The organism is Phytoactinopolyspora endophytica (assembly GCF_004138495.1).
Lineage (GTDB): Bacteria > Actinomycetota > Actinomycetes > Jiangellales > Jiangellaceae > Phytoactinopolyspora > Phytoactinopolyspora endophytica.
The window spans coordinates 301,553-316,088 of record NZ_ML142850.1 but is presented as its reverse complement, the minus strand read 5'-3'; the positions used below and the strand labels follow the sequence as shown (position 1 = coordinate 316,088).

At 67.2% G+C, this 14,536-nt stretch carries 11 protein-coding genes and 1 tRNA gene; 9 read left to right on the top strand and 3 right to left on the bottom strand.

The annotated features are described in order from the left end of the window. Nucleotides 1-1,083, top strand: coding sequence for a pirin family protein (locus ELR45_RS36915; RefSeq protein WP_205855971.1), 1,083 nt, complete (start codon nt 1-3; stop codon nt 1,081-1,083). A gap of 121 nt (nt 1,084-1,204) precedes the next feature. On the opposite strand, the gene aceE is transcribed toward ELR45_RS36915, so the two are convergent. After that, on the bottom strand, nt 1,205-3,952 hold the full coding sequence (gene aceE, locus ELR45_RS04785; protein WP_129663882.1) for a pyruvate dehydrogenase (acetyl-transferring), homodimeric type: 2,748 nt from the start codon (nt 3,950-3,952) through the stop codon (nt 1,205-1,207). 317 nt (nt 3,953-4,269) lie between these two features. Between aceE and ELR45_RS04780 the strand changes: the two genes are divergently transcribed. The 4 genes from ELR45_RS04780 to ELR45_RS04765 all read left to right on the top strand — a co-directional run bounded on the left by ELR45_RS04780 (nt 4,270) and on the right by ELR45_RS04765 (nt 5,889). Continuing rightward, nucleotides 4,270-4,692: a DUF3052 domain-containing protein gene (locus ELR45_RS04780; protein ID WP_129663880.1), complete on the top strand. Its 423-nt coding sequence runs from the start codon at nt 4,270-4,272 to the stop codon at nt 4,690-4,692. A gap of 10 nt (nt 4,693-4,702) precedes the next feature. Beyond that, a complete protein-coding gene (locus ELR45_RS04775) occupies nt 4,703-5,170 on the top strand; it encodes a peroxiredoxin (protein ID WP_129663878.1) in 468 nt (155 codons plus the stop codon). Between the two features lie 15 nt (nt 5,171-5,185). Continuing rightward, on the top strand, nt 5,186-5,722 hold the full coding sequence (locus ELR45_RS04770) for a hypothetical protein (RefSeq protein WP_129663876.1): 537 nt from the start codon (nt 5,186-5,188) through the stop codon (nt 5,720-5,722). Between the two features lie 95 nt (nt 5,723-5,817). Then, nucleotides 5,818-5,889: transfer RNA gene (locus ELR45_RS04765), tRNA-Val, on the top strand. A 1,324-nt stretch (nt 5,890-7,213) separates the two neighbouring features. On the opposite strand, the gene ELR45_RS04760 is transcribed toward ELR45_RS04765, so the two are convergent. Both ELR45_RS04760 and ELR45_RS04755 read right to left on the bottom strand, forming a co-directional pair. Continuing rightward, the gene (locus ELR45_RS04760; protein WP_129664232.1) at nt 7,214-8,095 is read right to left on the bottom strand and encodes a bifunctional methylenetetrahydrofolate dehydrogenase/methenyltetrahydrofolate cyclohydrolase; all 882 of its coding nucleotides are present in this window, start codon (nt 8,093-8,095) and stop codon (nt 7,214-7,216) included. 74 nt (nt 8,096-8,169) lie between these two features. Then, a complete protein-coding gene (locus ELR45_RS04755) occupies nt 8,170-9,525 on the bottom strand; it encodes an aminomethyltransferase family protein (RefSeq protein ID WP_205855966.1) in 1,356 nt (451 codons plus the stop codon). 285 nt (nt 9,526-9,810) lie between these two features. On the opposite strand from ELR45_RS04755, the gene ELR45_RS04750 reads away from it, so the two are divergent. From ELR45_RS04750 to ELR45_RS41995, 4 genes are all read left to right on the top strand, one after another. Further along, entirely contained in the window at nt 9,811-10,986 is a 1,176-nt protein-coding gene (locus ELR45_RS04750; RefSeq protein ID WP_129663872.1) for a sugar ABC transporter substrate-binding protein, read from the top strand. A 17-nt stretch (nt 10,987-11,003) separates the two neighbouring features. Continuing rightward, on the top strand, nt 11,004-12,551 hold the full coding sequence (locus tag ELR45_RS04745; RefSeq protein WP_165367481.1) for a sugar ABC transporter ATP-binding protein: 1,548 nt from the start codon (nt 11,004-11,006) through the stop codon (nt 12,549-12,551). Beyond that, nucleotides 12,541-13,602: an ABC transporter permease gene (locus tag ELR45_RS04740; RefSeq protein ID WP_129663868.1), complete on the top strand. Its 1,062-nt coding sequence runs from the start codon at nt 12,541-12,543 to the stop codon at nt 13,600-13,602. The genes ELR45_RS04745 and ELR45_RS04740 overlap by 11 nt, the downstream gene beginning before the upstream one ends. 106 nt (nt 13,603-13,708) lie before the next feature. Further along, nucleotides 13,709-14,308 (top strand): TetR/AcrR family transcriptional regulator, encoded by a 600-nt coding sequence (locus ELR45_RS41995; RefSeq protein WP_129663866.1) that lies wholly within the window; start codon nt 13,709-13,711, stop codon nt 14,306-14,308. The last annotated feature ends 228 nt before the right edge of the window (nt 14,309-14,536 follow it).

The window sequence follows — 14,536 nt, the reverse complement described above, 5'->3', positions numbered from 1 at the left end:
ATGCTCCAAGAGATGGACAGTGCGCTCATGGCGTTCGGTGTCGCGTGCCGGAGACATATCCGGCAGGGTACGCGGTGCGGTGATCGCTCGGGGGAAACTGGGGGTGTGGCGAACATCGTGATCATGCGTGGCGCGGACCGGTTCGTCAGCGCGGAATCCGGGCTGACGTCGCGGCATTCGTTCTCTTTCGGCCGGCACTATGACCCCGGCAATGTCGGCTTCGGTCTCTTGGTGATGAACAACGACGACGTCATCGAGCCCGACAACGGATACCCCACGCACCCACACCGCGACGTCGAGATCGTCACCTGGGTCCTCGAGGGCGCACTCGTGCACCGCGACTCCACGGGAGCCGGCGGTGTGATCCATCCTGGCTTGGCGCAGCGGCTCAGCGCAGGCCGTGGTGTCCAGCATTCGGAGTTCAACGACGGCGGCCTCGCCCGCGAAGACACCGACATGGCCGGCGAACACGTGGTGGACAGCCGAGACGACACCGGCCCGGTCGCGACGCGCCGACAGCCGCTGCGATTCGTTCAGATGTGGGTGCCGCCAGACACGCCGGGCGTCGACCCGTCGTACGAGCAGCACGACGTCTCCGCCCAGCTAGCCTCAGGCGACCTGATCACAGTGGCCAGCGGCATGCCGCGCCACACAGGCTCCGCCGCGATCGGCCTGGGGCAGCGATCGGCCGCGATGCACATCGCACGGTTGCGCGCCGGCCACCTCGAACCGCCGCGCACGCGGGTCGTCGCCGGAAGCGGTGCCGACGCCGACGCGCCTGGATCTGCCGGCCGTCCCGACTCGGATGTGCGTGGGTCTGCCGGTCGTCCCGACGTGGATGTGCGTGGCTTTGTCGATCGTCCCGACGTGCGGACCGAGGTTCTGGCCGTGACGTTGCCCAATGCGCCGTTCCTCCACCTTTACATCGCGCGTGGCGCGGTCGATGTGGAAGGAGTCGGCCATCTCGATGAGGGCGATGCTGCGCGCATCACCGACGAGGGCGGCCGCCACATCATCGCAGCCAACGACGCCGAGGTCATTGTCTGGGAGATGCACACAGACATCAGCACGCCCCGCACCTGACCTGCCGCGACAGATCGTTGGTACTGATCCTGATCATTACGTTCCGGGTCGTGTGCCCGGTCGTGGTGTTTCCGGCCGCCCACCAGGTCGGGTGACCTGGTGGGCGCTGCGTCCTGGTGCTCTAGGACTCGCCGCCCGCTTCCTCGGCGGTCGTGGCGTTGACGTCATCGAGCTGGTACTGCCCGTGCGCCTTGCGGACGACATCCCAAGAGACCTCGCCGCGCCGGGCCAGCAACGTCAGCACGTTCACCACGATGGACTGGGCGTCGACCTTGAAGTGCCGGCGCAGTGCGGCACGTGTGTCGGACATGCCGTATCCGTCGGTGCCGAGCGAGACCCAGTCACCCGGTACGTACGGTGCGATCTGGTCCTGGACGGCGCGCATGTAGTCGCTGACGCCCACCACCGGACCCGTCGTCTCGGCCAGCCGCTGTGTGACATACGGCATCTCGGCTTCCTCGTCGGGGTGCATGAGGTTCCACTCGTCAACGGCCAACGCCTCGCGGCGCAGCTCGTTCCACGACGTGACCGACCAGACGTCGGCTGCGACCTCCCACTCGTCCGCCAGCCGCCGCTGTGCCTCCAGCGCCCAGTTCATCGCGACACCCGACGCGAGGATCTGAGCGTGCGGCACCTTGTCGCCTGGCGCGACCTCCATGGGCTTGTACAGGTACATGCCCTTGAGCAGGCCGTCGACGTCGAGGTTCTCGGGCTCGGCCGGCTGGACGTACGGCTCGTTGTACACCGTCAGGTAGTAGAAGACGTTCTCGGCGTCCTCGCCGTACATCCGGCGCAGACCGTCCTTGACGATGTGGCCGATCTCGAACCCCCACGCCGGGTCGTAGTGGACGACGGCGGGGTTGGCAGAGGCGAGCAGGACGGAGTGGCCATCCTCGTGTTGCAGGCCCTCGCCGTTCAGGGTGGTGCGTCCGGCCGTCGCACCCAGCACGAAGCCGCGGGCCATCTGGTCTCCGGCCGCCCACAGGCCGTCGCCGGTGCGCTGGAATCCGAACATCGAGTAGAAGATGTAGATCGGGATCATCGGCTCGCCGTGCGTTGCGTACGACGTGGCCACGGCAGTCCACGAGGCGACGGATCCCGCCTCGTTGATGCCCTCGTGCAGGATCTGGCCGTCCGTCGCTTCCTTGTAGGACAGGAAGAGCTCGCGGTCCACGGAGGTGTAGTTCTGCCCGTGCGGCGAGTAGATCTTGAGCGTGGGGAACAGCGAGTCCATGCCGAAGGTGCGCGCCTCGTCCGGGATCACCGGCACGATCCGGTGGCCGATCTCGGGATCCTTCAGTATGTCCTTGAGCAGCCGGACGAAAGCCATGGTGGTGGCGACGGACTGCTTGCCTGATCCACGCTGTGCGACCTCGTAGACCTTGTCCCCGGGGAGCACCAATGGCTTCGCCGCGGTGCGGCGCTCCGGGAGGTACCCGCCAAGCTTGGAGCGGCGCTCCATCATGTAGGCGTGCTCGTCGGAGTCCTTGCCCGGGTGGAAGTACGGCGGGTTGTAGACATCCTCCAACTCCGAGTCGGGGATCTCCATGTACAGCCGGTCCCGGAACTGCTTGAGGTCGTCCCCGGTCAGCTTCTTCATTTGGTGGGTGGCGTTGCGTGCCTCGAAATGCGAGCCGAGCGTCCAGCCCTTGATGGTCTTGGCCAGGATGACGGTGGGCTGGCCGGTGTGCTCGATGGCGGCGCGGTAGGCGGCGTAGAGCTTCTGGTAGTCGTGACCACCTCGCTTGAGGCCCCAGATCTCGTCGTCGTTGAGATGCTCCACCATGTTGGCCGTGCGGGGGTCGCGGCCGAAGAAGTGCTCGCGGACGTAGGCGCCAGACTCGGCCTTGTAGGTCTGGTAGTCACCGTCCGGCGTCGCGTTCATCAGGTTGACCAGCGCGCCGTCGGTGTCGGCGGCGAGCAGCGGGTCCCACTCCCGGCCCCAGATGACCTTGATGACGTTCCAGCCGGCGCCGCGGAACAGGGACTCCATCTCCTGGATGATCTTGCCGTTGCCGCGTACCGGGCCGTCGAGACGCTGCAGGTTGCAGTTGACGACGAACGTCAGGTTGTCCAGTTCCTCACGCGCGGCCACACCGATGGCGCCGATGGTCTCCGGCTCGTCCATCTCGCCGTCGCCGAGGAACGCCCAGACGTGCTGCTGGGACGTGTCGCGGATGCCGCGGTTCTGCAGGTAACGGTTGAACCGGGCCTGATAGATCGCGCCGATGGGGCCGAGGCCCATGGAGACCGTGGGGAACTCCCAGAAATCCGGCATCAGCCGCGGGTGCGGGTACGAGGGCAGTCCGCCACCGAAGCCGTCGTGGGAGAGCTCCTGGCGGAAGCCATCGAGTTGATGCTCGCTCAGCCTTCCCTCGAGGTAGGCGCGGGCGTACATGCCGGGCGACGCATGCCCCTGGAAGTAGATCTGGTCGCCGCCGCCAGAATGATCTTTGCCGCGGAAGAAATGGTTGAAGCCGACCTCGTACAGGCTGGCCGACGAGGCATAGGTGGAGATGTGCCCGCCGACTCCGACTCCGGGGCGCTGCGCCCGCTGTACCATCATGGCGGCGTTCCACCGGGCGTAGGCGCGGATACGGCGCTCGACGAACTCGTCGCCCGGGAAGGCCGGCTCGGACTCCGGCGGGATGGTGTTGATGTAGTCGGTGTTGCGCAGGCTGGGCACTCCCACCTGGCGCTCCGCTGCCCGCTCCAGCAATCGCAACATGAGGTAACGCGCGCGATGTCGCCCTCCGTGCTCGATCGCGGCGTCCAGCGACTCCAGCCACTCCTGAGTTTCGTCGGCATCTGCGTCAGGTAGCTGGCTGGGAAGGCCGTTGATGATGATCGGGGAGCGGTCTGCAGCCACGACGATCCCTTCGTGGTCGGTGGGAGCCAGCAGCTGGTGTATGTGCCGGCCCCAAGAGGTTCCAGGGTCACTGTCTTCACCTCCTATCCTCCTCGCTCCGCCCTTTTTCGTCACCACGGGGGTGCGTTTTCTGCTTCTGGGGTGTCCCATCGGGTACAAGGCGTGCCAGGCTGTACCTCACACTTGACGACGCAACCTCATGCGCAGTGCCGGAACTTATCCGGCGGGTTCACTTGCGTAATGACGCGTGGTTGGGTGGACTACGGGCGGAAGGTGGTTCGCAATGGGCGGGCCACAGGATGCAAGGAGGACGATCGGTGGGCCAGACCGCGGGCCACTCGGCAGAAGACGATGGGCCGGCCATGAAGCTTGGATTCCGTCCAGGCCAAGTGGTGCAAGAGCTTGGGTGGGACGAAGACTGCGATGATGATCTTCGGATCGACATCGAGGACACCACGGGCAGCGAGCTCATCGACCAGGGCAGTGGCGAGGTCGCTGACGTCGTCTTGCAATGGTGGAGGGACGACGACGGCGACCTGACCGACGCGCTGGTGGATGCGATCACCGAACTTGCCCCGGGTGGCGTGGTGTGGTTGCTCACACCCAAAGTCGGGCGCCCAGGCCAGGTGGACGCAAGCGACATCGCCGATGCGGCGCTGACGTCCGGGCTCTCCACCACGACCACCGTCTCGGTGGCCGAGGAATGGTCGGGCACGAAGCTTGTCGCACCAAGGGGTTAGTGTTTCCTCGATGAATCTGAACGGCATGCTGGCCCCGGACTTTGAGCTCCCGGATCATCACGGGGCCACCTGGCGGTTGTCTGCCCTGCGCGGCCGGCCTGTGGTCGTGGTGTTCTATCCGTACGCGTTCACGGGTGTCTGTACCGGTGAGCTACGCGCTCTCCGGGACGAACTGGTTCCATCGGTTCCCGACGACGCGCAGGTTCTGGCGATCTCGTGCGACACCAAGTTCGCGCTGCGCGTGTTCGCCGAGCGCGAGGACATCAGTTTTCCGTTGTTGTCCGACTTCTGGCCACATGGCGCGGTAGCAACGTCATACGGTGTCTTCGATGAGGAGCGTGGCTGCGCGCTGCGCGGAACGTTCGTCATCGACGGCGAGGGAATCGTCCGGTGGAGTGTTGTCAACGCCATCCCGGACGCACGCGATATCTCGGACTACCAGCGTGCTCTCGGGGAGCTCGCCGGCGGACGACGGTGACGGGGAGGAACTGCCATGCCGTGCTATCGATGCGGCGCCCGTGAGGCCGACCCCGCCCGGGGCTCGCGCCTGTGGGTGCGGGCCGTCCAGGCGGACAGCCAGGTCTTGGTCTGCCCGGAGTGCCAGCAGGACGGTGATTGGACGGTCGATGTCGACCACTGTCCCGCATGCGGCGGGACCAACCTCGTCCGGCGTCTCGGCCAGACTGTCTGCCGTACCTGTGAGTCGTCGGCCACAGCCGAGTTCTTGGCCGTCGAGAGCACCACGGATCGCGGCATAGCCGTCAGCGTCGGTGGCCGCCATCGGCGGCCCGACGACGACGGGCGTGACTTGACGAACGAGGTTGCCAGCGCGATCGACCGGGTGCTCGGGAAGCACGCCAAGCGGCCGTCTGATGGCTCCCAGCCCTGCCACGGCCCGGATGAAGGCAGCCGTGGGCCTACCTCGGTTGACACGCCCCCGCAGCATGGGGACCCACCTGGCAAGTCCCGTTCCGAAGGCCGTAACGGGCACGGACCCGGCGGACGGTTCGGCTCCGGCAGGCGGCGCTAGGCAGAAGTCCGGTGACCGGATTGGGCAATACGCGCGCGATCCAGGTAATCTGAACCGGCTGTCAGGTCCGCCTGGCCTGCGGCTGTCGGTCGCCGGGGCGCATAGCTCAGGGGTAGAGCGCCGGTCTTACAAACCGGAGGTCGTTGGTTCGAAACCAACTGCGCCCACCTACACAATCGACGTCTCACCTGCGGTTTCTCGTTCTGCTCGGCGAGAGTCGGCGCTTCGTGCATCGGCTGCGGAGGCCGTGGGGAGGCCGGACGCGCTTCGGGGCGTCCGCGGGACCACCGCGGCGGCCGCTTCAGCTGCATCTTTGTCGACCTCCTCGAAGACGCTTGTGTAGGTGTCGCGCTCCGATACCCGCGTCGGTCAGCGCGTCGACGTATCCGGCGAGACGGTCGTTGGCGGCTGAAGGTGTCGGTGGAGCCTGATATGAAGCCGATCCGGTGATGCCCGAGTCCGATCAGATGTTCGATGGCTATCCGTGCGCCGAGTACGTTGTCGGTGCTCACGCTCCGCAGAGTCGCCGGGTTGCGTCTCGCGGTCCAGGGTGAGCAGCTTCATTCCCTGGTCGATGAGCGGCCTCAGGTGATCGACGGACCGCATAGATGTCGTCTGTCACGACAATTTCGCTGGCGTGCGGTCGTCGAAGTCCATTGCGTAGGCCTGGAGCAGAACGTTGATTCCGCCGTCGTCAACTCGGCAGGTCGGCTCAGCGTACGCCCCATGGTCGCGTTGCCGTGGACCGCGCGGGAGGTACGCCGCTGGGAGCCGGAGCCGCTTCGTTGGCTGGGTGTGCGAGCGATGTACGCGCTCTACCGCCAGGCTGATCGGCGGGAGGCTTCCGGCCTTCGTCGGCCGAGCCGAATCACCCGCTTCGCGAACGTGTTGACGGGCCGCTGAGGACGTGCCGGCGACTGCCGGGGCACTTCCCGCCGACGGCGCCGGGGAAGGAGAAGGACCCGGTCACGTGGCTCGACGAGGTCCTGCGGAAGGAAGATGCCAGTCTGCGGCGCCTGGCCGGATCTCGTCCGGTACCTCGTCGCAGAGCACGTCGGCGCGACCTGACTCGTTACCCGAACTGGGATCAACCCCGGGTTCTCCATAAGACTGGACCTGAGCGACTATGCGCTCTGGCTCGGCGGCAACAACGTGTGGGACCACTCCGAGGACCGCGAGCAACCCAAGGCCAAGGCGCGCAAGGGCGAGCAAGCCCGAAATGGCGCGTCGCCTGGGCGCCGATCCGGCCGGGGACTCCGACCCGCGGTCCCACGCGGTGATCGTCGCTACCCTGGGATGTGTGGAAGCGGACCTGATGGCATGGACCTCAAGTGACCAGCCCCAGGCGCTCGCGACCATCCTCGACCGCGCCATCGAAGCGCCCTTCCGCCCATAGTGACGCTGAGCACTCTCGTTTACGCCGGTGAGCTGCACGACTCGCGACAGCTCGCCCTCCCGTCCACGGAGCCGCCGTCCGGTCCGCCCGGGGTTTCAGCCGGAGGTCCGCTCGGCGGCTTCGACAACGTTGGCCATCAACAAGGCCACGGTCATCGGGCCGACACCTCCAGGATTCGGCGACAGCCACTCCGCAACTTCGGCGACGTCGGGGTGCACGTCGCCGAAGACGCGAGGTCGACCGGTCTCGGGGTCAACCTCTCGGGTAACGCCCACGTCGACCACAGCGGCCCCCGGAGCCACGTCCTCACGGGTGACCAGGTGCTTCACGCCTGCGGCGGCCACGATGACGTCGGCCGCACGCAGGTGGCTGCGCAGGTCGATGGTGCCGGTGTGGGTCAGCGTCACGGTCGCGTTGATGTCGCGCCGGGTGAGAAGGAGACCGATCGAGCGTCCAACCGTCACCCCACGGCCGACGACTGTGACGTGCTTGCCGGCGAGGTCGTAGCCGTTGCGCTCCAACAGCTCGATGACGCCGCGCGGCGTGCAGGGGAGGGGCGTGGTGGTGGGCTGGCCCACGTTGAGCAGCAGTCGCCCGAGGTTGGTCGGGTGCAGCCCGTCGGCGTCCTTGGTAGGGCCGATGCGCGCGAGAATGGCGTCGGTGTCGAGGTGCCCGGGCAGCGGCAGCTGCACGATGTAGCCGTGGCAGGAGGGATCGGCGTTCAGCTCGTCGAGGACCTCCTCAACCTGCTGCTGTGTGGCGTCCGCGGGCAGCTCACGTTGGATGGAGCGCATGCCGATGGCCTGAGACCGTCGGTGCTTCATGGAGACATAGAGCTGCGAGGCCGGATCGGCGCCGACGAGCACCGTTGCTATGCCCGGCTTCGCGCCCCGGGCGTTCAGAGCCGCGACGCGTTCGCGCAGCTCTTCGGTGATCGTGGCAGCCGTCGCGGTGCCGTCCAGCTTCGTCGCGGTAATGGTGGTCCGTCCTCTCCTGCACGCCGCACGACGCGAGGCCGCCGGACTCGCGTCGTGCGGCAGCGATAGCGGCGTCACTGGCCGGTCTTGATTACCTTCGCGTAGTACGGGGACGCAGCCACCCGGACGCGGATGGGCCGGACCTCGTGAGAGTCGACCGTCTGCCGCTGCGTGTCGGGCTCACCCCACTGCAGCACGAGCTCGGTGCCGGGCTCGGCCAGAGACAAGTCGACGAGCGTGGTCGAGACCAGGCGGTTGGCGTTGGCCGTGAACGACGACCACTGCGATATGCCGACGACCTCACCGTCCTTGAGGACCGCGTCCGACTCGAAGGTCGCGTACATCGGCGTGGGGAGCGCGATGAAGCGCGGCCGCGGTTCGGCGCCGAACAGGGAGTCGCCGATGATTCCGGCGACGTCCTGGTCGTTCCACTCCAGCGTCACCTTGGTGCGCCGCTGCTCCGCGGCCTTGACCCTGAGGGCGTCGTGGCCGACGAAGTCGCGGTCCCAGTCGACGAGCCCGCCGTACCCGACCTCGATCGGGTCGACGTAGTAGTCCTCGATGTGTGAGGACACCAGGCTGCCGCCCAGCGACCCGATGGACTCCAGGAAGTAGTTGTTGAGCCACTCGCGGTAGGGACGGAGCCGCTCGTCGGCATAGATCGCCGGCAGCGGCATCGGCATCCAGCCGGATTCCTGGGCCGTCGTCGAGTACGCCAGGGCGCCGACCTTGCGCAGACCGTGCTCGAGTCCGGCGTGCTCGAACTCGGCGCGCACGGCCTCCTGGTCGTCCCACGCGCCGTAGATCTCGAATCCGGGGGTCCCGGCCATCCCGTGGCGCAGCGCCCTGACGGTCTTGCCGGCGATGGTCAGCTCGCCGATGCCGAAGAACGAGATCTCGGGCACGGGAGCCTTCGTGGCCTCGGCTAGGAGGTCCAGCGCCCGCGGTCCCTGGATCTGCAGGCGGAACACGTCCCGAGGCGTCTGGTGGACCGACCAGTTGTCATTCTTCTCTGCGTTCACGTCGTGCTGGGTCGACTCGGAGTTGAACAGCAGCCAGTCGCTGGCGAAGGGCGCGCCCACGACACGGTAGAAGCTCTCCTCCTCGTGGAAGACGATCGCGTCGGCGATGAGGTTGCCGTCCGGCGCCGCCAGGACGAGCTGCTTGGCACGGCCGACGGGGAACACGTCCAACTTGTTGACGGCGAGCTCCTTGAGGAACGCGATGACGCCAGAGCCCCGCAGGTGGAGTTCGGTCATGTGGTACGACTGCTCCAGGAGGGCGACACCGTCCTTCCACGCCCGCACCTCGTCGCGCCAGTTGGTGAACTCGGGCGGGATGCCGGGGAACTGGTAGGGACCCAGGGGAGAGCTGCGCAGCAGGGGCACCGGCCCGCCCGCGCGGTCGATCATCGACTGCAAGCTCGTCACGGCGGAAGCGTCATTGCTCATCGTTAGTCCGTTCTCGGATCGCGCGCTCGCATCCGGATCGCATTGTCCAGGTTTACGCTGCGGATCCACAGCGATACCAGAAAGTATTCGGAATCCATTCGGAATGTCAAGGGTCACGGAGGGGACCATTGACAGGCCCCCCCGGTACTGGTGTACTGCCAGGCACGCGAATTCCGGTCGGTATCTCACCCTGACCGTTCGCGCTCTTCAAGCGGAGCAGGCAACAAGAGACCTGCACGCACAACGAAGTGTTGGAGGCGTCCTATGGGTGTACACAGGTCTCGGATTCTGGTTGTGCCGGCCGCGTTGGTGGCCATGGCGATGTTCGCGGGGTGTTCCTCCGACGATGAATCGGGCGGCTCCGGGGGCGACGCCAAGGTGGCCTACGCCGACGACAGCGGTGGCTGCTCGGCGTCGCCGGCCGAGGGCATCAACTACGACGCCGCGAAGTCCCTGGTCGCCGAGCTAGAGCAGGAGGCCACCAGCCTGCCGGTGGCCGAGCCGCTCCCACAGCCCATCGACCCCGCGACGACGGTGGCCTATCTCGACAATGGATCGGCCGTCGCGTCGATCATCTGGAGCGGACTGGAGCAGGCTGGAGAGGCGGCCGGCGTCCAGCTTCAGCGGGTCGACACCGGGATCGATGCCCAGAGCATCAACGCAGCCGTGGGGACGGTTGCCGACGACGCGCCCGACATCCTGATCGCGGCCGCTGTCGACGCGACGTTCTTCCAGAGTCAGCTGGAGGCGCTGGAGGAAGTCGGGACCACCGTGGTGTACGCGGGCGCGACCAACGCCGACCAGTTCGGGCTGCTGGACTCCCAGTTCGGCGTCGGCGCGTCCAAGGTGAACGGGCAGGTGCTCGCTGCCGCGGCGATCGCCTTCACCTGCGGGACCGGGAGCAACTTCGTCTTCTACAACATCCCCGAGCTGTCCTTCTCCGGGGTCCAGCTGGACGCCGCGAAGGACTACCTGGCCGAGAACTGCCCGGACTGTTCGCTGCGGGTCACCGACATCCCGGTCGCCACGATGGACACGACCGCCGGCGACGCGATCATCAGTGATCTGCAGGCCAACCCCGACACTGACTTCTTCATCACGCCCGCAGACCAGATGCAGATCGGTCTGAAGGCGAAGATGGACCTCGCCGGGATCGACGTGCCCGGCCTGGGTCAGTCCTCCCTCCCGCCCAACATCGAGCAGATCGCGAGCGGGCAGCAGGTCGCCGGTTTCGCTGTCGACTACGACGAGTACACCTGGCTGATGCTCGACGAGGGCCTGCGGCGCAGCCAGGGCGTCGACGTCGTCTACGACGACTGGGTGCCGTGGGTCAAGGCCATCTCGCGGATCCTCACCAAGGACACCGCCGGCGAGTACCCCGATGGCTTCGTGGCCTACCCGGACATGCAGTCCGACTTCGCCACGCTCTGGGGCAAGTGATGACCCAAGGCACTCCTGTGGCACCCGCGGAGGGGGGCTCTTTCGGGGTCCCCCTCCTGCGGGCGGTCGAGGTGGTCCGGGACTTCCCCGGACTGCGTGCCCTCGACGGTGTCTCGCTGGAGGTGGCCAGCGGCGAGATCGTCGCGTTGGTCGGGCACAACGGGTCAGGCAAGTCCACCCTCGTCAAGATCCTGGCGGGGGTGGACACCGCCGACGCGGGGCGCGTTGAGCTCGCCGAGCTGGGCGGTACGACGACGGAGCTGCACGTCATCCACCAGGATCTGGGGCTGGTGTCGGAGCTGACCGCGGTCGAGAACCTCAAGCTCGCGCCCGACGCCGATCGGCCCAGACTGGCCCCGAACCGGCGAGCGCGCGAACGTGAGCACACCCGGGCGCTGATCTCGCGGTTCGGGGACCCGTTCGACGTCAACGTGCCGATCTCACGGCTCACGCCGGCCCAACGTTCCATCATCGCCATCGCGCGGGCCCTGGACGGGTGGAAGCATGAACGGAACATCCTGATCCTCGACGAACCCACTGAGGCACTGCACGCCTCCGAGGTCGACATCCTGTTCGAGGCGGTTCGGCGCACGGCCACCGCCGGGGCGGGTGTCGTGTTCATCTCGCATCGGCTGGACGAGGTCCTCGACCTCGCCGATCGCGTAGTGGTGCTGCGCAACGGATCCAAGGTCGCCGATCTGCCGACCGCCGACGTCGATCACGAGGCGCTCGTCACCCACGTCACCGGATCCCAGGTCCACCATCGGCCAGACGTCGCCCGGACGCGAGGAGTCGACGAGGTCGCCCTCGAGATCGTGGGGCTCACCGGACCACAGGTCCACGGCTTCGATCTGACCCTGCGACACGGCGAGATCGTCGGCCTGGCCGGCGTCGTCGGTTCGGGCCGGGAGACGGTGCCGTCGTTGGTCTTCGGTGCCGTGTCCGCCGCTGCTGAGTCGTTCCGGCTCGTCGGGCGGGACTACCTCAGCCGGTCGCCCCGGGCGAGCGTGCGACGAGGTATGGCCTTCGTCGCTGGAGACCGGGCGACACTCGGCGCCGTCCCCGCCATGAACGCCCGGGAGAACATGACGCTCCCAGACCTTCGCCCGGTCACCGGCAGGTTCGGGGCGCTGCGGCGCCGCGCAGAACGGACAGCAGCCGGCGACCTGGCCAGGAGGTACGACGTGCGACCGCCGGCGCCGGAGCAGCGGTTCGCACAGTTCAGTGGCGGCAACCAACAGAAGATCGTCTTCGCCAAGTGGCTGCGCAACGAACCCCGCGTCCTCGTGCTCGAGGAGCCGACCCAAGGCGTGGACATCGGCGCCAAGCAGTTCATCTACAGCGAGATCGATGCTGCAGCAGAGAGGGGCATGGCCGTCCTGGTCTGCTCCTCCGACGCCAAGGAGCTGGTCCGCCTCTGCGACCGCGTTGCCGTGATGCGCAACGGCGTGGTCGCCACCGAGCTGGCCGGCGACCGGCTCACCGAGACTGCGCTCGTGGTCGAGGGTTACGGCCTCGCGTCCCCGTCAAACTCCCGAGGCGAGGAGCCCCGACATGTCCAGTAGCGACTCGATCACCACCCGATGGCTCACTGCGCTGTCCTTCCGAAATATCAGCGCTGTCTACATCTTCATCGTCATCTTCGCGACCTTCTCGATCGTGACCCCGGAGACCTTCCTCCAAGGAGGCGCCTGGCACACCCTGCTCGACGCTCAGGCGATCACCGCCATCGCCGCGATCGCCGTGATGATCCCCCTGACCACGGGCTCCTTCAACCTCGCCATCGGCGCGGAGGTCGGGTTCGCCAGCATCCTCGTGGCGGTGCTGCAGGTCAAGCACGACGTCCCGTTCGTCATAGCCATCCCGATCACGTTGCTGGTGGGGGCCCTTGTCGGGCTGGTGTCCGGGTTGATCATCACCAAAGGGCGCATCGACTCCTTCGTCGCCACCCTGGGCCTCAGCTCCATCCTCCTGGCCGGACTCGCCTGGATGTCCTCGAGCAAGCAGATCATCGGGTTGCAGGACGGGTTCCGTGACATCGCGATCAGCACGTATTTCGGGATCACGGTCCCGACCTATCTCATGCTCCTGCTCGCCGTGGTGGTCTGGTACGTGCTGGAGCGAACCCCCGTCGGCCGTCGCATGTACGCCGCCGGGTACAACCCAGCCGGCGCGCGACTGGCCGGGGTGAACGTCGTCCGGCTGCGCGTCGGTGCCTTGGTTGCCGGCGGTGTCATCGCGGCCATGGCGGGCGTGTTGCTGACGTCGCGCCTCAACACGGGGGAACCGACGGTGGGGCCGGGGTTGCTGCTGCCCGCCCTGACGGCGGTGTTCCTGGGATCCACGCAGCTTGCGGGCGGGCGCTTCAACGTGTGGGGCACCGTGCTCGCGGTCTACGTCCTGGCCACCGGCATCAAGGGGCTGCAGCTCATCGGCGCACCGCCATGGATCAGCGACCTTTTCAACGGCATCGCGCTGCTGTGCGCCGTCGGTCTCTCCCAGTGGGAGAAGACGGCTGCCCGGGCCGGCGCGGTGCGACGCGCGCTGCCCTTCACTCGACAGGGCCCGGACGACGACGCCCCATCGGAGCAGTCACCCGCGACCGTGACCCGCTGACCGGGGGCGGGAGCCGGCCGTCCACCCGCGAAGACTATCCTGACTTCGCATACTGAACGGTTCGCCGAACCGTGCGAGATGGCGGACGATCGAGGAAAGAGGACGCATGCGACTGACCCGTGAACAGAGCCAGGCGCTGACGCGCGAGCGCATTCTCCAGGCGGCCGGCGACGTCGTGGCGCGAGACGGCTACGACCGCGCCTCGGTCGAGCAGATGGCCGAGGCAGCGGGCTACTCGAAGGGTGCGTTCTACTCCAACTTCTCCTCCAAGCAGGACGTGCTCGACCACCTCCTCGAGGGACAGACCGGCAAGGTCGTCGCCGAGCTCGAGGCGCTGCTGGCCGACGCGGAGACCGCCGAGGAGGTCATCGACGTCATCGCCCGGTGGAGCGACGCGCGGGCTGCCGAGATGAAGTGGGGACTCATCGCGATCGAGTACCTCCGTCGGCTTCGGCGTGACGATGCGCTGGAGCAGCACCATCGCGAGCTCTTCCTCAGCCAGTGGCGGGACGTCGGCACGCTGCTGCTGGCCAAGCTGTTCCCCGGTCAGCCGCACCCAATCGACCCCCTGGACCTCGGGGGGCTGGTTCTCGACCTGACCTTCGGGGGGATAGCGACGTTCCTCGAGGCGAACAGCTCTGGACAGATGCTGCGCCACGTCCTCGAGGCGCTCGTCCAGGCCCACACCACGCCGGCGTACCGCTGACCAGGAGTTCATGAGAACGCCCCTACTCGGGGCGGTGTGAGGCGTGTCCGGCCCCGGGCACGCCTTCTCGGCAAGCCCGGCGCCTTGAATCTTGGGTCCTGGCGCCGGCGAGACGCCATCGGCGGACCCCGCTCAGGTTCCTTCGAACTGTCTATTGACATCGGGGTCGGAGTTACGGATACTCGTCCGTATTCAAAGACTGAGGCGTAGCTCACAGGCTTCGGTGCC

What these genes read in the sequence shown, in the direction of transcription:
- ELR45_RS04750 (WP_129663872.1), top strand. Translation starts at nt 9,811, where the DNA reads ATGGGTGTACACAGGTCTCGGATTCTGGTTGTGCCGGCCGCGTTGGTG.
- ELR45_RS36915 (WP_205855971.1), top strand. Translation starts at nt 1, where the DNA reads ATGCTCCAAGAGATGGACAGTGCGCTCATGGCGTTCGGTGTCGCGTGC.
- ELR45_RS04770 (WP_129663876.1), top strand. Translation starts at nt 5,186, where the DNA reads ATGCCGTGCTATCGATGCGGCGCCCGTGAGGCCGACCCCGCCCGGGGC.
- ELR45_RS04775 (WP_129663878.1), top strand. Translation starts at nt 4,703, where the DNA reads ATGAATCTGAACGGCATGCTGGCCCCGGACTTTGAGCTCCCGGATCAT.
- ELR45_RS04740 (WP_129663868.1), top strand. Translation starts at nt 12,541, where the DNA reads ATGTCCAGTAGCGACTCGATCACCACCCGATGGCTCACTGCGCTGTCC.
- ELR45_RS41995 (WP_129663866.1), top strand. Translation starts at nt 13,709, where the DNA reads ATGCGACTGACCCGTGAACAGAGCCAGGCGCTGACGCGCGAGCGCATT.